Annotated in this window: 16 protein-coding genes and 1 pseudogene; 7 read left to right on the top strand and 10 right to left on the bottom strand. The window is 65.0% G+C overall.

The annotated features are described in order from the left end of the window. Positions 1 to 333: 333 nt before the first annotated feature. The 4 genes from ACFQE0_RS17705 to ACFQE0_RS17690 form a co-directional block, all read right to left on the bottom strand. Entirely contained in the window at positions 334 to 564 is a 231-nt protein-coding gene (locus tag ACFQE0_RS17705; protein ID WP_378971987.1) for a pentapeptide repeat-containing protein, read from the bottom strand. 207 nt (positions 565 to 771) lie between these two features. Continuing rightward, positions 772 to 1,479, bottom strand: a complete 708-nt coding sequence (locus ACFQE0_RS17700; protein ID WP_378971984.1) for a type VI secretion system-associated FHA domain protein — start codon at positions 1,477 to 1,479, stop codon at positions 772 to 774. A gap of 106 nt (positions 1,480 to 1,585) precedes the next feature. Beyond that, positions 1,586 to 2,530 carry a type VI secretion system baseplate subunit TssG gene (gene tssG / locus ACFQE0_RS17695; protein WP_378971982.1) on the bottom strand — a complete coding sequence of 315 codons (945 nt, stop codon included), beginning with the start codon at positions 2,528 to 2,530 and terminating at the stop codon, positions 1,586 to 1,588. Continuing rightward, positions 2,527 to 3,615, bottom strand: a complete 1,089-nt coding sequence (locus tag ACFQE0_RS17690; RefSeq protein WP_378971980.1) for a type VI secretion system baseplate subunit TssF — start codon at positions 3,613 to 3,615, stop codon at positions 2,527 to 2,529. Before ACFQE0_RS17690 ends, tssG begins: the two co-directional genes overlap by 4 nt. Positions 3,616 to 4,179: 564 nt before the next feature. On the opposite strand from ACFQE0_RS17690, the gene ACFQE0_RS17685 reads away from it, so the two are divergent. Beyond that, positions 4,180 to 4,779, top strand: a complete 600-nt coding sequence (locus tag ACFQE0_RS17685; protein ID WP_378971978.1) for an OmpA family protein — start codon at positions 4,180 to 4,182, stop codon at positions 4,777 to 4,779. 199 nt (positions 4,780 to 4,978) lie between these two features. Continuing rightward, complete coding sequence (gene lexA / locus ACFQE0_RS17680; protein WP_378971975.1) at positions 4,979 to 5,725, top strand: transcriptional repressor LexA; 747 nt, start codon at positions 4,979 to 4,981, stop codon at positions 5,723 to 5,725. Here the strand turns inward: lexA and ACFQE0_RS17675 are convergent. Continuing rightward, positions 5,719 to 7,062 (bottom strand): annotated as a pseudogene (locus tag ACFQE0_RS17675) (ComEC/Rec2 family competence protein); the annotation flags it as partial. The gene lexA and the pseudogene ACFQE0_RS17675 sit on opposite strands and share 7 nt — an antisense overlap. A 62-nt stretch (positions 7,063 to 7,124) precedes the next feature. On the opposite strand from ACFQE0_RS17675, the gene ACFQE0_RS17670 reads away from it, so the two are divergent. Further along, positions 7,125 to 7,892 carry a recombinase family protein gene (locus ACFQE0_RS17670; protein WP_378971973.1) on the top strand — a complete coding sequence of 256 codons (768 nt, stop codon included), beginning with the start codon at positions 7,125 to 7,127 and terminating at the stop codon, positions 7,890 to 7,892. Then, positions 7,880 to 8,881 (top strand): recombinase zinc beta ribbon domain-containing protein, encoded by a 1,002-nt coding sequence (locus tag ACFQE0_RS17665; protein ID WP_378971971.1) that lies wholly within the window; start codon positions 7,880 to 7,882, stop codon positions 8,879 to 8,881. The genes ACFQE0_RS17670 and ACFQE0_RS17665 overlap by 13 nt, the downstream gene beginning before the upstream one ends. A 172-nt stretch (positions 8,882 to 9,053) precedes the next feature. Here the strand turns inward: ACFQE0_RS17665 and ACFQE0_RS17660 are convergent, their stop codons facing one another. From ACFQE0_RS17660 to ACFQE0_RS17640, 5 genes are all read right to left on the bottom strand, one after another. Then, on the bottom strand, positions 9,054 to 11,633 hold the full coding sequence (locus ACFQE0_RS17660; protein ID WP_378971968.1) for a hypothetical protein: 2,580 nt from the start codon (positions 11,631 to 11,633) through the stop codon (positions 9,054 to 9,056). Positions 11,634 to 11,660: 27 nt separating this feature from the next. Further along, positions 11,661 to 11,939: a hypothetical protein gene (locus ACFQE0_RS17655; protein ID WP_378971966.1), complete on the bottom strand. Its 279-nt coding sequence runs from the start codon at positions 11,937 to 11,939 to the stop codon at positions 11,661 to 11,663. 172 nt (positions 11,940 to 12,111) lie between these two features. Next, positions 12,112 to 12,339, bottom strand: a complete 228-nt coding sequence (locus ACFQE0_RS17650) for a hypothetical protein (RefSeq protein WP_378971964.1) — start codon at positions 12,337 to 12,339, stop codon at positions 12,112 to 12,114. Between the two features lie 7 nt (positions 12,340 to 12,346). Then, positions 12,347 to 14,347: an AAA family ATPase gene (locus ACFQE0_RS17645; protein WP_378971962.1), complete on the bottom strand. Its 2,001-nt coding sequence runs from the start codon at positions 14,345 to 14,347 to the stop codon at positions 12,347 to 12,349. Between the two features lie 205 nt (positions 14,348 to 14,552). Further along, a complete protein-coding gene (locus tag ACFQE0_RS17640) occupies positions 14,553 to 14,837 on the bottom strand; it encodes a hypothetical protein (protein ID WP_378971960.1) in 285 nt (94 codons plus the stop codon). Positions 14,838 to 15,576: 739 nt separating this feature from the next. On the opposite strand from ACFQE0_RS17640, the gene ACFQE0_RS17635 reads away from it, so the two are divergent. The 3 genes from ACFQE0_RS17635 (at position 15,577) to ACFQE0_RS17625 (ending at position 20,125) form a co-directional block, all read left to right on the top strand. Beyond that, positions 15,577 to 17,073 carry a carbamoyltransferase C-terminal domain-containing protein gene (locus ACFQE0_RS17635; RefSeq protein WP_378971958.1) on the top strand — a complete coding sequence of 499 codons (1,497 nt, stop codon included), beginning with the start codon at positions 15,577 to 15,579 and terminating at the stop codon, positions 17,071 to 17,073. Between the two features lie 323 nt (positions 17,074 to 17,396). Then, positions 17,397 to 18,020, top strand: coding sequence for a glycosyltransferase family 32 protein (locus ACFQE0_RS17630; protein ID WP_378971956.1), 624 nt, complete (start codon positions 17,397 to 17,399; stop codon positions 18,018 to 18,020). Beyond that, complete coding sequence (locus tag ACFQE0_RS17625) at positions 18,017 to 20,125, top strand: family 16 glycosylhydrolase (protein ID WP_378971954.1); 2,109 nt, start codon at positions 18,017 to 18,019, stop codon at positions 20,123 to 20,125. The genes ACFQE0_RS17630 and ACFQE0_RS17625 overlap by 4 nt, the downstream gene beginning before the upstream one ends. Positions 20,126 to 20,208 lie beyond the last annotated feature (83 nt).

Genomic DNA, 20,208 nt, shown 5'->3' with positions numbered 1-20,208 from the left:
TCGCGCCGGTCGAGCTCGGCGGCGGCGAAGGACGATCCCGCCAAGGCGCAGGCCGTGAAGGTCGCGCCGTGCAGTTGCGCCTCGCGCCACATGCTCTCCGGCATGGTGCAGCGGACGAAGGTAGTGGTGTCGATGCTGGCCCCATCGAACTGGCAACCGGTCAGGTCGCAGTCGTTAAAGGTCATCCGCGTCAGCTGGGCCTGAGAGAAGTCAACGCCCCGGAGGCTGGTCATCAGCACCGTTCCGTCCGTCAGCCTCGCCCCGGCGAGGACGGCGCCGTCGAGGGTTCCACCCTGGTAGGGATGGTCGTGGGCGAGATGGGCGAGCAGATCCTCAACCATCGCTTGCGACCTCGAAGAGGGTCCGGCCGAGATTGGCATCGGCGAGATCGGCGCCGGTGAGACGCGCGTCGGCAAGGTCGGCGCCATAGAGATTGGCTGAGGCGAAGCAGGTCCCGCGCAGGTCGGCGCGGTTGTCCGCGCCGATGGCCGCGAACTCCTTCGGGAACAGGTAGACGTCGCTGCGCCGGGACAGGGTGCGTTCCGTATGGGCACGCTCGCGCATGAACGGGTCGAGCCACCACCGGCGACGGCACGTCGCTTTCGTTGGTGTTGATCTCGTCATCCGCATCGAGGGTGAAGGCGAGCGAGGTTGTCTTCTCCGAGGCGGGGGTCAAGGCGCAGGCGCTCACCCATGGGGCCGCCATCCCGGCCACCAGCCAGCGACACAGATCGCGCCGTAGGGGAACGGGGGGCCGAAGGCGTGTCCCCGTCACTGAGCACGCGCTCCGGCGGGCATGATTTCGGTTTGAACGAAGTGCCGGATCGTCAGATCGATGGCGCCGGCCGCCTCCGCCGGCAGGCCGACCGCCCCCTCATCCGGCGGATCGCCCTGTATGCGTAAGCCGGTTCCCGGCATGATCGCCGGATCGGGCATCCGGTCGAGTGTGGCGAGCACGGAGGCTGCCTCGCGCACGGCGGCGCCAAGCGCCCGCCACAGGCGCTCCCTGGCCTCGGGCGGCAGGCGCGCGGCGGCAACCCCGAGCTCGTCCCAGAACGCCTTCGCCTCGGGACATGCCTCCCGCGTGGCGAAGGGCGCGACGGGTCTGGTCGTGGAGACGATGGCGAACGGGCGGTCCGTCCTCGGCACTGGGGACGGAGCCAACGCCTTCTGGTCGGTGACGGTGGCCTCGATCACGTAGTCCGCGAGATAAAGCGTATCGCCGTGGATGAGCGGCGCCGTCTGGTGACGCCCCAAGGGCATGTCTCGCCGGTTGAGGAAGACGCCGTTGGTACTCGTATCGGTGATCGTGAAGCCGAGACCGTTATTCTCGATGCGCGCGTGCCGGGCCGACAGATGATGCTTCTCATCCGGCAGCACCCAGTCGCATTCGGCGCTGCGGCCGATCATGCCACCGGCCGGGCCGAAGACATGCCGCGCGCGATCGCCGAGCGTGCTGCAGTGAGGTGAAACGACCATCAGCAGCAACATCATCCTTGTCCTGGAATCATGGGAGTACGGGGCTCGCCCCTTCCGTGCTGTCTGCGAAATTGCCCGCCGCCTGACAACGTCACAGTGACGATTTTCAAAGCTGAACGCAGAATTCCACCAGTGTTTCGGTGGAAATCCCGAGCCATCCCGTCCAACCGAGGCGAGTTTGCCCGAGAACCAGGGGTCTTGCCTCGCCGTCGTGCAGCACAAAAGCCAAATCCCACTCGATCGGATCACGAAGGGTCAGGTTTATTATTTCAACTAGGGATTGATAGTCTTCGCCGTCGGGCAACAGTTGATCGCACCGCGCGGCGTCGAGAGGGCCCAGGCGCACCCGGAATCGACCCGCGATGTCGCCCATCGTTTCGCCCGCGACGCTGTCTCGGCCGAGGGCGGAGGTTGCCGTGCCGAGGGACCAGAGCGCGTCTGCGGGGATGCGGATCTCCCGCGGGACGAACTCGTCCACCGCGCAGGGCACGCCCAGCCGATCACCGACGATGCTGGACATGACGGAGGCGGAGCGGCTCGAGAGAGCGAGGAGGCCGGCATAGGGCAGGAGCAGGGGCCGAGCCGTGCGCCGGTTATCCGTTTCCATGCCGAACAGGGCTGCAACCGCGCGCGAGATCGCATCCGTGGCGCCCGGCTGGTAGCGGTGCCCATGCCGGTAGTGCTTCCAGATCAGGAACAGGAGCGAGAGCAGCCTGTGGTTGAAGAGGTCGAGGAAGTCCCGCAGGGCGCCGGAATCCTCGGCAAGGATCACCCGCTCGGTGAGCGCGGGCGGCAGCGGCGACGATGGGCCGTGCAGCCCGAACATGTTGGCCGTGACCGTCACCGGCCCGCCCGGCTCCGGCGGCAGGCCGATCGCCGCGATCTCCTCGGCCGGGAAGCTCAAGGACGGGTTCGCGCGGAAGCGTACGGTTTCCCGGCTGGGCGAGATGGTCGAACCGAGTCCTCCCGGTTGCGGGAAGACCTTCTCCAGCCAGAGGCACAGTTCCAGGAAGGGGATGTCGCTCGCCTTGGGGAGCGGGATCTCGCTCACAGGGGGCGATCCGTTCCCGTGCGCGGCTTCCATCGGTACTCGACCTTGCTGTCCCGCCCGCGAATCGTGAAGCGGTGCAGCGTGTTCACGCTGGCGTAGACGGTGAAGAACCGTTCGAGCACCGAGCCGAACAGGAAGAGTTCCGCTTCGCCGCCGATCTTGTCTTCGGCCACGGTGCAGAGAAGCGTGCGCACGCGCATCGGATGGCCGAGGATCACCGCATCCTCCGCGTCATGCGTGAAGTCTTCGATCGCTTCCTGCAGCAGTTCCAACCGACGGTGGGCCTGGAGATCGTGCAGCGCCCGGAAATCGTAGCTCGCGATCAGGGTCCGAAGGGCGCCGACATCCGCTAGCGAAGAGAAGTTGCGGGCCAAGTTGGAGATCAGCCGCCAGAGCAGGCTTTCGCCCACCGGCGGCGGTGTATGCGGGGTCACGCCCATCACGTTCGCGAAACGCACGGTGGCGGGCGTCTCCGAGGTCGGCTGATCGATCATGCCGATGCTCAGGCGCTCGGCGAGGCTGCCGTTGGTGCAGGTGAGTGCGACGGAGACGACCTCCCCCGTCCCGCCTGCAGGCAGCGGATGCGGCGTGACGAAGGAGAGGAAATGGTCGATCCCGCGCCCGACCGTCGCGGGCCGCAGGCGCTCCTTGAAGAAGGGCCGCGAAGCCGTCGCCTCCGGCAGGTCGTGGCGGAAGGTCTCGAAGGGCTCGTAGTCGAAGGCATAGAGGATGGCCGACGCATCGTCCTCGCGCGGCGCTACCGTGCACAGGTGCGCTGCGCGACCCGCCAGCCATTCGAGGGCGCCGATCCGTGCGCGCTTTCGCGAGACGGGCGGCTGCATGGTCGCCCAATGACGGCCGATCATCTCCCGCAGGAGACCAAGCCCGACGGCTAAGCCGCGATACCCCTCCACCCGGAACAGCGCGTAAGCCAGCCAGCAGCCGACCCCGAGGTCCTTGCCGTAGCTCCCTATGATGAACAGGCAGAGGCGCGTGACTTCCGGCCAATCGACAACCGCAGGCCCCTCTGCCTCCATTGCGTGCAGCCGGGCTTCAAGATCCTCGTATTCCTGCGTATCGCGCAAGTTATACTCAGCACCGGCCCTATTGAAGTCCGACGCGCCGATGACGATCCGCGGATCCGAGAAGGTTGTGTGAGATTCCTGCACTGGCTGACTGTCGTTGATTGCTGCCCACCTACCTTTCCGAACCCACTGTACATGTTCGATGACATTGCTATGACGATCAGGCTATCGCGAGCAATTTGCTAAGCAAATATTTGACTCAATAGTTGTGTAATTTGTTGATGCCCTCATATATCAAATTTGTTAGACGAAACTTGGCAAATGAATAGTCTATAAGACGAAAGCATGTTACGAAAATCAGCATACATATCTCCCTGAGTTGCCGGATTGGCGAGCAATCTGCAGGTTCCGCATGGAATTTCACATTGTCGGCAACGTAAAGTTTCAGAAGCATAACAGTTAATACTATTGGTTGAGTAATTTCGGCGGGATACGTCACAAAAATTACATGGATGATGCGCAGGCATAAGAGGCTGACATTGCGCGAAGACGGGTCGGCTGTCCCCGGCTCGTCTCTTTGGCGGTATCGTCGGCGCCAGCGACTGGCATAGGATATAGTGGCAGTTGAGCGCGAATATACGATATCGATATTTTCAGATCGGTTTCTATAGCATCATGATTGTGGGTATTGTCTGTCTGCTGGCGCTTATCTTCCCGTCGTTGTTGCCCCCACCGAAGGTCGACGTACCAACGCGGATCACGCTGACGCTTGGCTCGAAGCCAAGTCAGCTGGACCGGATCCGGGCGGCCCTCTCTGAGGAGATTGCCGCCGGATCCGTGGCAGTGGAGCCGTTCGGAAGTTGGATCGCCGTGCGCATCAGCAACGGCGTCGTCTTCGCCTCCGGCGAGCCGCACGTCATCCCGGCCAGTCTTGGAATCCTGCACCGGATTGCCGACGTGGTTCAGGCCGAACCGGGGCCAGTGCGCATCGTGGGTTATACGGACGATCAACCGATCCGGTCGGCGCGGACCTTCCGGGACAATCAGGCGCTGTCCCTTGCGCGCGCGGAAGCGGTTGCCGCCCTGATCCGCCCTGCCCTGTCGGAAACCGGACGGATCACGGTCGGCGGGCGTGGCGCGGATGAGCCGATCACCGACAATGCGACGCCGGAGGGCCGCGCGCGCAACCGTCGTGTCGAGGTGCTGATCACCCGGCAGCCGTGAGCCCGGCCGACGATCCGAGGCTTGGCCGCCGGAATCCACCAAGTCGGCGGCACGCCAATGAGCGATGACACGCCGCCGACTTCGAGAATCCGCCCCCTGTCCTTAATGCCAAGCTTGTCTCTTGCAGAACACTTGCGGAACGCTTAACGTGTTCGCGATTTGTTTCAACGCGCCTGCCGCCATTCTGCGAGACCCTATCATGCTCACGCGTAAGCAGCTGGACCTCCTGCGCTTCATCCAGCAGCGGATGCAGGAATGTGGGGTGCCGCCCTCGTTCGACGAGATGAAGGATGCCCTCGATCTCAAGTCGAAATCCGGAATCCACCGCCTGATCACCGCCCTGGAGGAGCGTGGCTTCCTGCGCCGTCTTCCCAATCGTGCGCGGGCGATCGAGGTGATCCGCCTGCCGGATGCCCTCGGGCGTGGTCCGGAAGCCGCCGAGGCCGCTGCTGCCTCGGCGCCAGAGCCGCGTCGATTCACTCCGAGCGTGGTGGAGGGCGGTCTCTCCAAGCAGCCCCCTGCTTCCCCTTCTCCGGCTCAGCCGCGGGCCTACGAGGAATTCCGGGGAGTCTCGATCCCCGTCATGGGGCGGATCGCGGCGGGCACGCCCATCGCCGCCATCCAGAACCAGAGCCACTCCGTCACCATGTCGCCGGACTTCCTGGCGGGTGGCGAGCATTACGCCCTGGAGGTGCGGGGCGATTCGATGGTTGAAGCCGGCATCCTCGACGGTGACCTCGTGGTCATCCGCAAGCAGGAGACCGCCAATACCGGCGACATCATCGTCGCGCTGATCGACGATGAGGAGGCGACCCTCAAGCGTCTTCGTCGGCGCGGCTCCTCCATCGCCCTCGAAGCTGCGAACCCGGCCTACGAGACCCGCGTACTTGGACCGGACCGGGTGCGGATCCAGGGCCGCCTCGTCAGTCTCGTTCGGCGCTACTGATCGAGAGGGAGTTCCGGCTCCGGTGGCGTCTCCTCGGCGGGCTTCCCCGCGGGGGTGGGGCGCCAAGGTGGATGGCGGCCGGACGCATGGGCGTGGAGCGGCGCGATCGAGCCGCCGCTCAGGCTCAGCGAGGCGGCGCCCTGATCGGATAGGCGTCGCCGGTCGAGGACGAGTGGTGCTGCGCAACCCGACGGGGCCGTCAGCGCTGTGATGACGATGGCCGCGCGGGCGCAGTCCTCGGGGAAGGCGCGGCTGTCCTTCACCAGCGCGATCGCCCGTCCATCCGGCAGATGGGCGGTGCAGCCGAGGCGGTCGCAGTGGCCTGGTGGGGACATAGCGAGGAGGTCGGCGGCGCGGCGATCGTCGCCATCGGCTTTCAGCCATTGCTCCAGCACGAAGCGCGAGGGCTTGCCGAGGAGGGTGAGCTGTCCGTCCACCCCCCGCAGGGCGGCGCCCGTTCCCTGGCGATCGACGTAGAGGTCCTGCCGCTGCGGAAAGGCTGCAAGGGCGAGCCCGGCCAGGGCCGGCAGGAGGGCTAAGCGGCGCAGGCGTGAGGCGGGTAGCGTTGCAAGCAGGAGTGCCGCCGCCAGCAGCAGCAGCGCCCCGGTGCCGAAGGCAGGCACCACCAGCACGGATCGTCCGAAACCGGCAATCCATTCGGAAATGGCGAGCATCCCGGCCACCGCCTGCCCCATCACCCACCAGACCGGGCGATCGAGGGCGAAGGGATAGGCCACTGTCCCGAGCACGGCGCAGGGCATCACCACCAGTGACACGAGGGGGAGTGTCAGGGCGTTGCCGAGCACGCCGAAGGGCTGAACCGTCTGGAAATGATAGGTCGCGAAGGGGGCTGTCGCGATTTGTGCGACGAGGGTGGTGGTTAGTGTCCCGACGATCCCCCGTGCGACGAGGCCTGCCATTCGTCCGATCCGGCCCGCGCCAGGGCTGAGAAACAGCCTTCCGTCGATGAGCCGTGCGCAGGCGACGAGGCCCGCCACGGCACCGAAGGACATCTGGAAACTCGGGCCGAGCAGGGCTTCGGGCTCACGCGCGAGGCAGACCAGGGCTGCGAGCGCGAGGTTGCGCAGAGACAGGGCGGGACGGTCCACGAGGATCGCCCCCAGCATGATGAGCGTCATGATCAGGCTGCGTTCGGCAGCGATGTCCCAGCCGGAAAAGGCACAATAGGCGGTCGCCCCCGCCATGGCCGCCCCGGCCGCGATCTTCTTGATCGGCCAGAACAGGGCCAGATGCGGCACCAAGGCCAACAGGGCTCGGACGAGCCAGAACACCACGCCCGCCGCCAGCACCATGTGCAAGCCCGAGATTGACACGACAATCTTGCGTGTTGACCGGCTGTGAGCTTACGAACGAGGAGAACGGATCACCGGGCGCCGCGATGGAAAATGAGTTTTCGCCGGGTGGACAACCCGCGCCCGCAACGGCCTATTCCTACCTGCGTCTCAGCTCGAAGCGCCAGGCCAACACAGAGGACAGCAAGTCCTACAGGGACGGCTTCCGGAGGCAGATCGCATTGCGCGACGAGTACCTCGCCAGGAACCCGCACCTGACGCTCGACACCCGCCTTGTGCTGCACGACATCGGCGTCTCGGGATACACCGGCGCGAACGTCGCGCGCGGCGGGGGCGGGAAGCTCGCTGCCTTCCTGGCCGAGGTCGAGGCCGGTCGCATCGCCCGCGGGAGCCACCTCCTGGTCGAAAGCCTGGACCGCATGAGCCGGCAACAGGTTGGGCGCGCTCAAGCCGTGCTCCTCTCACTGGTGAACAGCGGCATTGTGGTGGTCTCCCTGACCGACGGCCAGGTCTACCGGGAAAGCCGCGACGCCTCCCAGTTCATCATGTCGATCATGAGCCTGACCCGGGCGCACGAGGAATCCGTCGTCAAGGCGACGCGCCTGCGCCAGACGTGGGAGCGGAAGCGACAGGTCGCCTTGGAGCGTCCGATCTCGGGCCGGTGCCCGGCGTGGCTCAAGGTCGTCGACGGCACGTTCGTCGCTGACGACGACCGCGTCGAGGTCGTCAGGGAGATCCTGGGTCACTTGGCCGACGGGATCGGGCGAGACCGTATCGCCCGCATCCTCAATGCGAGGGGGAGAAGCCCTGGGGTCACGGCACCCAATGGCACGGCGGGACAGTGCAGAAGCTGACCGACAATCGAGCCCTGATCGGCGAGTTCCAGCCGCACAAGCTGGTTTACGAGGAGCGCAAGGGCGTCATGGTCGCCAAGCGCGTGCCGGTGGGCGATCCAATTCCCGGCTACTTTCCCCGCGTCGTCGACGACGAGTTGTGGACGCGGGCCAGGGCGGTGGCGGTGAAGCGCAGGCTCGGGAAGGCCCCCAACGCCGGCGGCCGGCAGGGCACTTACGTCACCAACCTGTTCGGCGAGGTCGCGGCCTGCCGGAGTTGCGGGAAGAGGATGACATACCGCGACCGTGGGCCTCGATCATTCGCCGTGCTTCGCTGCTCCGGGGAGCGCGCAGGGACCTGCACCAACAATTATCGCTTCCCCTACCAAGATAACGAGAACGCCATCCTGTCCTGGCTGATAAAGGTCGATTTTTCCGGCAAGGCGCCCGGAGAGGCCGCCAGGCTGGATGAGGATCTGAGGCGCACGATCGCCAAGCGCGACGAGATGCAGTCTCGGGGCGAAGCCATCGTCCGAGACGTCGGGGTATCCAGTCGGTTCGCCAAGGCTCCCCTTGCCGAGATCGAGGCCGAGTTGAACGTCTTGGAGGTGCGGATCGCGGAGTTGGGGGCGCAGGCGCTCGCCCTAGAGGCCTCCGGCGGCGCCGAGGAACGCCGTATGGCTGTGGCCCACCTGATCGAACTCCATCAGGACAAGGCGTCCGTGGAGCAGATCTTCGCCGCGCGGTGGCGCATCCGACAAATTATCCGGGAGACCGTCGCGGAGATGTGGTGCCATCCGGAAGGGTACATCGATATCCTCACGATTGACGGAGAGATCCACCTCTTCCGCGACGGGTATTGGTGGTGCGCGGAAGAGGAACTGTGGGTGGCATGGGCTGGGGCCGCGTTCGGCGGCGGGTACTGGGCGACCAAAAAGGAACTGGCTCGCCGCCGGGTATGGCTGGAGGAAGCGTACAGGATCCGCGAGGCTAAGTTCAGCCAGCGATAGATCGGCGCCTCGATGTGGCTCGGGCTTGGTGACGGCCGCCGGAGCCCAGCAGCTTTCTAGCTGGCGGACACCCCGTGTTCTCCGGTCACTAATCCAAGCGTCCCGGCTATCCTCTCGATCAGCTAGGTTCAAAGCCTGCCGGTGACACTAGGAATGGCCCCCACTAGAAATGCTAACAAGTCTCAGCATCCCATTCCGCTGGATCAAAGGCATGGATTTCATCAAGTTCTTCCCATCTTGATGTCGTAGCTATAAAATGGTCGATATCAAATTCGCTGGGTTTACCGAGCTTTGAGTGCTCACTCCATCCACCAGGGTCGCACCCAAGTTCGAAGATCATTTTTTCACGCAAATATTCAACTGAAATAACTTCTTCTGTGACATCTTGAACAAAAAATCTCATGCAATTTGACTGTCCATTGATAGTCAGTTCAGCATCATAGATTGCGATACCGGCCATATCAAAGTATATTTGGAGATTTTTCAGCATGAATCGCCAGTCAATATCTCCGCCGTCTGCGGGCGGATCTCTTCGGGAGACTTGGACTTCTCTAAATAATTCAGGAGCCCCGCGCACATAACCTAGAGGTGAATCGTGCGTGACGAGTTCAAGAAGGCCGCGCGGAAAAGGGCTGCGCCGGTCGAGGTCTCGGTACTCGAATGGGCCTATGTCAGGCTGAGTGCCGTCAGTTGCAGCCAAAACTGAATGCTTCCTCCAGCCCCTGGGCTCGCGGCCTAAGGAGGCGATCATTCGTGCCTTGACGTCGGATGCGGAGATGATGGTTTGTGATGCCTGATCGACGAAGACCCGTTGCGCTCTTTCAAGATGAGCCGTGTCCGTCTCGTAGATCTCGATGCCGACCACGCGAAACCACGTCAACAAATTTGGCAGCACAAATCTAGCGCCGGTGCGCTTGAATTCATTGCCCCAAATGCCTTTCGGCGTCCCATCGGTAACCCGGCGGAAAACCTCCCGAGAGCCCTCAAATTGGCCCGCTTGGCGCAGTTTTGCCCCGATTAGTCCCGAGATCTCCCCTCCGAGACCGTCACTCAATTCATCCGTGATATTAATCGGGGGCAACTCGACGGATAGATCCGTCGGGGCTTCCGCCAAGTCCGCGTCCGCGTTCACCCGGCCACCCGCCAGCGCGTCTCGGGACTTGGCGGAGGCATCGCGCAACTCACTGACAAACATCTGCTTTTCGACGATTTGGCTTGACTGTAGAAGGGTCGCGGCAAGCGTGCTTGGCTCGGATGCCAGGACAGGTTGGGGGCGTATGTCCGCCTCCCAGTTGTCGCAGTTGGCGGAAGCCGACTTGGCGGAAGCCTGGCGGAACAGGACGCCGCCCGTCTCCCCATCCAGCCACTTCATGTAGTGTACTACGGCATCGGAAGCTTCCTTCAGGCCTCCAGGATGGGAAAGACCGTAGCCTGCATGGACCTTGGTCGTAACCCGATGGCCCATCCAGATCTCACATTGCCGAGGTGGTACAGCCGGACCCTGCAGATGAGGGCCGGAGAATTCAATGAGGCCCTTGCAAAAATCACGAAAACTAGATGGGATCAACAGCGGCATGCCAAGCTTGTCGCCAGCGGCTCTAATGCTTCCTCTGATTTGCTCGTAAGATGCATTCACCCAAGCACCCTCTCCCCAAGTCGAAATCTCTTCTTGAATGCAACTTGGCAGCGGAAGCTGTGGGCGGCGCTTGATATAAGACAGTTGTGAGCGAAAAAATCCAGAGATTGCCTTATTTTCGTCCGTGGCTGTCGCTCTAAGACATCGGGTGTCGAGAGTATTTGTATCGAATACCGACGTAATCATCCTTTGATTAAGCTCAAGGATGTGCGACGGGCGAAGTCCCGTGTACAGGGCTAAAAATGCCCACCTTCGAGCGCTTTCGTTATGCCTGAGCTCTCTGAGAACTTGGGCCATACCTGCAGGGTCTGGATGCCAGTTCATGACCTCTGGAGGGTCGCGGTCAATAAGGTCGCAGATAGTATTCCTGCTCATGACGACATCGACCCAATGGTCAGAAAAAACGTTATTGTTGTCATCTCTTTCGCAAGCGTAAGTAACAGCAGCGCCGAAACTCACCATGCATTGCCTGACAGAATGAACATCCCACCTGGGTGCCATCTTTGCGATGAGCTTCTTCTGCATCCCTCGGGTAAATTGAGACATCGTTACATCAGGATAGTTCTCAATAAGAAGCTCGGTGAGCCGCTTAAGATTGCTTCGCCGGCTCTTGGCTGTCTTACTGTTGTCTCCCTTGAGTGTTTCGACAAAGTGCCGGACCACAGCTACTACGTGTGGATCGTTCGCCTTATCGGAGTCATTTCTGCCTAGCAACATGACGAAAGCAGCGATGAGAGCTGGCACAGCCTCTCGGTCCTTCGTTCCAAGCGTGACGTGTTCAACGTCCTTGTTGCCTGGGAACTGCCAGTACATCCGATAATTGCCGTCTTGGACATTCTTCTTTGAATAAAATCCTAGATAATAGCCAAAGCGAGAGTCAATATTTCTCGTCCTCCGAGAAAACATATCCACCTTTGACTTGTCGCAAACAGCCCGCAAAATCGTAAGGTCTTCGTAGCCCTTCGATTGAATGCGCTTACGAAGATTGTCTAGGAGAGTAACTTCAAGGCTCTCTGACGAACTGATGGTTCGAGACTGCTCTCTTGCGGCTTCAATCCGACTTGGAACTGTGCGGGCGAATAATCCATTCTTCCGTGCTTGGTTCTTTGCGGGCATGGCTCGACGTAATCCTGTCTTAGAAGGCTACTTACGAAAGTAACGGCCGTCGCGTCTGTAGAAAATGGTTCGCTTGCGGCGCATGAACCCGATGCGTCCGAGGCAGCGCGCGTTGCGCAGTTCCTTGTCTTCCAAGACGTGCCCGTAGGCGGCGTAGGCGTCCGCTTCGGTGATGAAGTCCTCAGGCATCCAGCCTGAAGAAGGGGGGCCTTTGCCCAGCGTCGGTGGCTCGCCTCGCTTCGCATTCGCGTCCCCATGACCATGTGGCTTTCGCCCGCTCGAAGCGGGCGGCTGATCGGAGTTCATCGCAACCTCCATTACTTTTTCTGCTTGCTGGCTGAAGCTGGCGGACCGAACTTGCGGTCGTCGTTACCAGCAGGTGTCGGGGGTCATCCCAAAGGGCGTCAGCCCCGGCTTTTGAGAGCCGGCCGGAGCTGATTTGGTCATGCTTGTCAGTCCTACAGGCGACCGGGCCGTACTACAGTTCGCGTTCGCCAGGACCGGCTACTGACATTTCCGCGGTCACTGTTGGGAATGGGACCACGTTGTCCGTTCGCTGACGTCGACAGGTCCGCTCCAAAGCGACCTCCAGCCCCTGATCGATCTCGACCATGATTGAGCCGATCAAGTCCCTGAAGGTTGCAGGATCCAGGGCGCGACGCACCTGGATGAGGCCGACGACGACCTCGGCGATGGCGGCGTCCATTCGTTCCTCATCCATGGACGCCTCCCGTTTCCGCGAGGCGGGCGTCGGCCGGGGTACCGGAAGGTTCCGGCGCCCCGATAACGGCCCGGACCTCGGCTCCCGACAGGATGCGGGACCGGACGAGGCGGCGGGCCAGGACGTCGACGACCGCCTCGTTCTCCCTGATCAGCGCCTGCGCGGTTTCGTACAGCCGCCGCAGGTCTGCCTCGACGATGGCCATGAGGCCTGGGTTTCTCTCGACGAGCGCCGTGATTTCCGACGGAGGCCCCCTGTACGCCAGGGTGCCCCCGAGGCCGTACGAACCGTGCTTGCAAGCGACGAGGTGGGTGGCCACGGCGAGGTCGCTGCCGGTCCCGCCCGCGGCCCCGGAGGTCGGCGCGCCCCAATGCTCGTCGGCGGCCCGCCCGCAGAGGACCGAAACGACCAGGGCGTCGATCTCGTCTGCGGTCATGGTCTCGACGGCGCGCAGCCGGGCGTTGGTCCGCCCCGCGAAGCGCCCGCGCCCTACGATGGAGACGGCCTCGACGGTTCCGACCGCTAAAATCTCGGTTCCGAGGCAGTGAGCCGATTCATGACGGGCGACCGCTAGTTGTGCGGCTGGCGAGCGGGTCTCCGGCGGGGCGATGCGAGCGACGAGGTCGGGCAGGGACATCGGTCGGCGTTCGGACAGGGCGGCATCCCGCGCTCCCCGGACCCAGGAGGCGATCTCCGCGCCGGTGGAGCCCAGGCCGACGACGGCGAGCGGCGCGAGGTCGGCGCCGGGGAGGTCGTCACCCAGGTGCTGCCGGAGGATGCCGGCGACGGCGGCTTGGTCGGGCATGTGGATCGGGATGACCCTGTTCAGGCGCCCGGGGCGGATGAGCGCCTCGTCGAGGCGCTCGGGGAAATTGGTCGCCCCGACGACGACCAGCCGAGAAGTGTCCCCTGATGTCGCCGAGTCCAGCTTGGTGAGGATGTGCGAGGTCAGGGCGATCCAATACTCGGCATGACGGCTGTCGATCCTCGACCTATTCGGGATCGCGTCGATCTCATCCAGGAAAAGAACCGCAGGGCTGAGGGATGCGGCCTGCGCGAACACCGCGTCGACGGCCTTGATCACTTGGTCGAGGTAGCCGCCGGACGTGAACCAGGCCGCGACGCTGGTGGCGACGAGCGGCATGCCCAGGGTCTTGGCGAGCGAGCGGACGTAGCTTGACTTTCCGACGCCGGCCGGGCCGGAAAACACGGCGCACTTCTCAGGTAAGTCGGAAAAATTTCTTCTATCGTGCCTCCATTCCTCGACCGCGGCGGCGAGACGTAGCCCCCAATCGGCGGCTTCCCCGTAGCCGTGGGTTTCGGACAGGACCGGGACGTCGTTCAGCGCGACGTCCCCACGCAGCTTGGCCTGGGAGGCCGCGACGAGCCTGCGGACGCAGTCGGACGGTCGGCTGCCGCGGCGCAGGCAGGCCGTCACCTCGTCGAAGGTCAGCCCCCGGGCGGCGCCCTGGGGGACTCGGCGTGGGCGCATGCCGGTGACGAGCTCGATGGCGGCGCGCAGGACCCACGGCCCCGGCGGCGGCAGGTCGATCCGGATGTCCTGAGTGGCGACGAGGGAGGCGGGAAGGAGGCGGTCGGGGTCGTGCGAGACGCCCAGGACGTTCCGGCCGGCCCCGAGGACGACGGCGGCCTCGTCCGAGCCGGTCTCGGGCTTCTCGGACGCCTTGCCGCCCTTGCGCCTGAAGGTGACGCCCCAGGACCCGACGCGGGTCAGGGCGGCGGCGACGGGGTCGACCCAGTCGGGGCCGGGCACGCCGACGATCATAGCGGTGCCGGTGTCCCGTGCGATCCGTGCGCGGTCGCGGGCGGTCAGGGCGCCCTGCACGAGCGACATCGCCAGGATCAATCGGGGGGCGGGCTCGGCGGGGTCGTGGCCCGGACGCGGGTCGGTCGCGGTGAACTCGTCGAGCGACGCCATGTCGTCGTAGGCGTCGGGCTGGGACTTGGGGACGTACTTGAGGGACTTCTTCACGGCGGCCTCCTTCACGAGGCGGCCGGGCGCTCTCAGGCGCGGCGGCGGACCTCGGGGATGCGGTGTTCGAGGGGCGTGGGGACGCGCCGGACCCTTCCGGGTCGCGCGACGGCCGCGCCGCGTGAGGGCGGCGAGCCGGGCCGGGGTATCGGCGGCGGGCGATGGCTCATGCTGGTCTCTCCCGGGCGGGATGGCGGACGGAGGATCAGTCGGCGACGTCGAAGGTGTCCGGGTCGCCGGTGCGTCGGGCCTGGGCGGTGACCCGGACGTCGCCGGGGCGCGGAGCGGTCCGTCCGGACAGGGCGCGGGCGCGGCGCTCGCCTTCTTCGAGGGCGACGCGGCCCAGTGCGACGAGAGTGGCGCGCACGGCGGTTTCGAGCCCGGACTGGCCGCACGCTTCGTAGATCCCTGCCAAGCGCTTGAAGACGAGGCCGATCTGGCTGTCGAAATTTTGAGGCAGGAGAGGTTCGGCGGAGGTTTGGATATTCATGGCGACCTCATGCGCGGGCCGCCGGTCGTGTGCCCGGTCAGGCCCCGCGTGACGCGTGGACGGGATGCGCGGCGCCGCCCGGAGGCAGCGGACGGGCGTCCGTTATGAGGGCGTCGAGCGGGGGCACGGATGGCTCCTGGATGCGGGCGACGGCCCGTGATCACCCGTGAACATAAGGTGACCAAATCCGGGGCCGTCAACGCGGCCGGGGGCGGATTTCGCGGTCCATCAGCTCTTTGCCGCAATCGCCATGTGGATCCCCAGGGAACGGCGGCGGCGGTCCGGAAGCGGTCCCCGGGCAATCCCTGGCCGGCCATTTCGGCTGGTTGCCTGCCGCTTGCGGGGCGCCGTCCAGCGCGACTCCGGAGCGCCCGCGTAACGCAAGTCGACACCCGTTACGCGTTACGCCTTCCGGGAGCGACGCCAGCACATCCGCGGCCGAACCCAGCCCAGGCCGTCCATGCCCAATGAGACGTGGGATGGCGGGTCGACCCTCGACCCTGCCGCGGAACCTGAGCCGTTGATAGATAGTTGGAGGATCCCCGCGAAGTACGGTTTGGCGGTTGCCGAAATATGCAGCGGGTTTACCGATACCGAGTGAAGACTGCGGCGAGACGTGCGGATACTCTCATACAACCCCGGACACGACGGTGCCGTCGTACTCCTGCAGGATGGGCATCTCGCCTTTTCAATCGAGGCCGAAAAGGACTCGAAGTACAGATATTCGTCTGTATCGATCATGGATGTGATGGATGCGGCGGGCGAGTTGGATACGCCTCCGGACGTCGTCTGCATGGGTGGCTGGTGGCCCCGCGACCACCACGAGTTCCTGCATGGCTCGCCGAGGAACGCCGGCTACCGAGGCATCTCACCGGCGGGCTCGAAGATCCTGAAGGGGCATCTCCTGCGCGGGCGGGTCGACTACTTTTCGTCGTCCCACGAGAGGTCGCACATTCTCTGCGCGTTCGGCATGTCGCCGCTGCCGAAAGGCGAGCCGTGTTACGTGCTGGTCTGGGAAGGAGGGATCGGCTCCTTTTACAGGATCGACCAACACCTCAACGTCGAGCGAGTTGCCGACGTGATGGAACAACCCGGCAACCGCTACGGGCTTCTGTATGGGTTGGCCGACCCGACCTTCGCGAAGGATAGTTTCCCCCGCCTTTCCGACGCCGGCAAGCTGATGGCCTTGGCGTCCTTTTCGCCGCGGACGGCCCCCTCGGCCGCAGAGCGGTCGCTGATGGACCGTTTGCTTTCCGGAACCTATCGCAAACTAAGCGAGCATGAGGGTATCTCGGAGGCGCCGCACTTCGACGTCGGGGTGGACGATCCGGGCTTCCGGAATTTCGCTGGGCTTTTCAGCGACGCCATCTTCGATGCCTTCCACCGGGTCGCGGAGGCGAGGCTGCGCGAAGGACTGCCGCTCCTCATCATCGGCGGGTGCGGCCTAAATTGCGACTGGAACACCAAATGGCGGGAGACGAGGCTTTTCTCCGATGTCTTCGTCCCGCCGGTCGCCAACGACTCCGGGTCCGCCATCGGTACCGCCATCGACGCGCAATTCCAGTTCACGGGCAATCCGAAGATCGAGTGGAACGTCTACGCCGGCCTGGGCTTCCGCACCGACAGTCCGCCGGACCCCATCAAGTACGACGTCTACGATGAGGACGACGTCCGGGTCGCCGACATGCTCGCGCACGGCCTCGTCCTCGGTTGGGTGCACGGACGGTGGGAGATCGGCCCTCGCGCGTTGGGCAACCGGTCGATCCTTGCCGCCCCGTTCGACGAGGCGACCCGGGTACGCTTGAACGAGATCAAGCGACGCGAGCAGTTCCGCCCCATCGCCCCGGTCTGCCTGCAGGAGGACGCCGGGCGGTGGTTCGGGTGCGACCGGGAGAGCCCGTACATGCTGTTCACGCACCTCGCGACGACGGACGTACTGGCGGCCGTCACGCACGTGAACGGGACGGCCCGCCTCCAGACAGTGACCTCCGCGAGCAACAAGCGCCTCCACGATCTGCTCATCGCGTTCAAGGCCCGCACCGGCTACGGCGTCCTTTGCAACACCTCCCTCAACTTCAACGGCAAAGGCTGCATCAACAACATGGTCGACCTCGCCGTCTACGCCGAGGAGAACGCCCTCGACGGCTTCGTCGTCGAGGGCCGTCCCTATCTCCTGAAGGCGTCCCGGCGATACCGGGCCTACGTCGACCGGACCTCGGGCAGCCGGTCCCCATGATGGCGAGGCTGCCCGACACCCGCGGCGGGACCGGCCGGCGACCTGGGCACGAGGAGCCGCCCGCCGCCCGCGGGAGACCCGAGAACCTAGATCCGTATTCCCCGGGCTTCGAAGAGTGCGACCAACTGCGTTCCGCCTACGTCAGGACCCTGACGCTGAGGCAGATCGAAAGCCCGACGGGGCCGGACGGCCACCATTCGGGATCGGCCCGGATTCCGAAACGCCTCGTCAGGTACTGGCACGACCCGTCCGATCTCCCGGACGACGTCAGGGCTTGCCTCGACAGTTGGGACCGGCTCGGCGACGAGGGCTTCGAGTTCCACATGTTCGACGACGCTTCCGCAGCCGCGTACATCGCGGCCACGTACGATGCGCGCGAAAGCGAGGCGTTCGCGCGCTGCCGGCACCCGGCGATGCGCTGCGATTATCTCCGTCTGTGCTTCATGCTGGTCGAGGGCGGTCTCTACGTCGATGCCGACGACGTGCTCCTCGGCGACGGATGGAAACACTTATTCGAGAACGGCAGGCTCAAGCTGCAGCCGCTCTGCTACGACACCCGCACGGGTCGGATGGTGGCGGCGTCGGAGATATGGCGTGCCGACCTGGCGGTCGATGGATGCATCTTCTACGTCAACAATGATCCGATAGCCGCTCCCGCGGGCCATCCGGTCTTACGGCGCGCCCTCCACCGAGCGACCGACCGGCTGCTCGGCGACGACCTCCTTCCTGAAATCCAGTCCACGACCGGCCCCGGCAACCTGACGGCCGCCCTGTCCGCGCATGCCCGTCAACTGGAGACGGCCGGCCTTCCTTGGGACTTCGAGCTGCTGCGGGATTGGGATGCCATCGCGGAGACGCGTTGGCACCTGTCCTACCGCAACGACGCCCGCAATTGGCGCAACATGGGCGCCTCGGACAGCCTGAAGGGCGGCAAGACGACCTCATGAACTTGCCGGGGGCCTCGGGCCGTTTTCGCAAGATCCTTTTCCGGACACTACGAGCGGCGACGGGCCTTCTGCCCGGCGGTCGGATTTCGTCGTTCGGTGCGGGCGATGGCAGGATCGGTCTCGTCCTCGTCGTGAACCTCGACCGGCAACCGAACCGGATGCGGCGCACGTTGCGCGAGCTCTGCCGCTTCCGGACACACGACGGTTCGTCGCTGGCGACCCTCGCGCGGCGGCTCGCGGCGGTGGACGCGCGCGACGGGCGCGGCGTGGCGGCAACGGCGGACGTCGACCGGACATACCCCCTCGGCCATCAGCTCCACGTCCAACCGAGCGAACTCCTGCGGGAATGCTTCGGCGAGGACGAGCCGGTGAGGATGACCCGGCAGGAAGTGGCCGTCGCCCGGTCGCACATCGAGGCTTGGAAGGCGGTCGCCTCGGGACCGCACGACCACGTGCTGGTGACCGAGGACGACATCTGGTTCAGGCCGGGGGCCGCCGCCGCCATCGACCGCGGATGGCGCGCCGCGCGTGACCGCTGCGGCCGCGAGGGCGGGCCGCACCTGCTCTACCTGTCCTACTCGGACGCCGACGGGACGGCGGCGCGCGCGGACGTTTGCGACGCGCTCTTCCGTCCCTTGCGCGGGCTGTGGTTCCTCTCGGGCTACGTCCTGTCCCGCGAGGGAGCCGGGAGGCTCCTACGGGCCATGCCCGTCGTCGGTCCCGTCGATATGTGGATGAACTTCCGCTTCGAGGAACTCGGCGCGCTCGCCCTCGCCACGCCGGCGATCCTGCAGAGGTCGGATGGGGCCTCGGACAACTCCCATTCGATCCTGCCCTATCTCGCCAGGGCCGGGGTCGTCGATGCGCATTCCCTGCCCGTGCCGGGGCGGGCACGCTCGCACCCGGTGCTGGCGTGGACCGGAGGCGGCGAGACTGAGGGCTTGCCAATGGCCCTGTCGATGCTCGGGCTTCGCGTGCGCGTTTTCGACAACGGCGAACAGGCGATCCAGCCCCATGACCTGACGGTGCTGCTCGAAACGTTCGACGCCCTGGTCGACGCGCCGCTGGCGGACCAGGCCCTGTCCGTCGCGACCCGGAGACCGGACACCGTGTTCGTAGCCGAGGAGCGGGCGCCGGCCCGGCACGGCATCGACCTCTCCCGGTTGCCGTCGTCGAGGACGGCCGTCTTGCCGTCATGCGGTACGGACCCGGGCAGGTGGGGGGCGATCTGCAACCTGCTCGGCATCGGCGTTCCGGCACAGGATTTCCCGATGGGGGCCGCACGGGAAATGAGGGTCTTTCGAGACGACAGGAAGGTGCCGGCGCGTTCGGTCGCTCCGTCCATGCAAGGGCTGAACCCGCCGGACGAGTCGCCCTGGGCCATTCTTCCGGCCGATGGCTGGCCGTCGCCCGCACCATCCAATCGGCCCGCTCATTGCGCAGGGAGGCGCCTCGTCCATGCCGCGATGACGGTCGCCACGCAGTCGTTTCCCGGCCTCGTGGAAACCTTTCCCGGCAACCGGGCCGGGTTCGCGCGGGACGGGCTCGTGCACGGCGAGGACGGCGTCCGTCTCGTCCTCCGCACGGCGGCGGCCGGCAGCAGGCCGTATCGTTCGGGCGCCTTCGCCTCGGACCGTCCCTATGGGTACGGTCGCTTCGAGGCCGAGATCCGTGCCGCCCGCGGACCCGGGCTCGTCACCGGCTTCTTCCTGCACAGGGGCACTCCGCGACAGGAGATCGACGTCGAGTTCACCGGGGACGATCCGGGGCGTCTACTGGCGAACGTCTACTTCAACCCCGGCGACGACGGGGCGGCGATGGATTATGGCTACAGGGGGTCGCCTTGCCGGATCGACCTCGGCTTCGACGCCTCGGCGGATTTCCACCGCTACGCCATCGAATGGAGACCGGGCCGCATCGCTTGGTGGGTTGACGGTCGTGTCGTTCACGAGCGTTCGGGTTGGGATCCGACCCCCATCCCTCACCTGCCCATGCGGCTGCACGCCAACCTGTGGGCTCCGCGATCCGCGCACCTTGCCGGCCACCTCGACGAGTCCCTCCTTCCTGCGGAGGCAGCGTTCCGGAACGTGTCGATCTGGACCTGAACCCCGGTACGGGGTGCGGCATCCGCAGGCGCGGGTGCAGGATGGGTGGCAGCTGGCCCTACAGGCGCTGCTGGCCCGGCAGT

Source organism: Methylobacterium komagatae (genome assembly GCF_042661665.1).
Classification (GTDB): Bacteria; Pseudomonadota; Alphaproteobacteria; order Rhizobiales; family Beijerinckiaceae; genus Methylobacterium; species Methylobacterium komagatae.
This window is presented reverse-complemented; position numbering and strand designations above follow the sequence as displayed.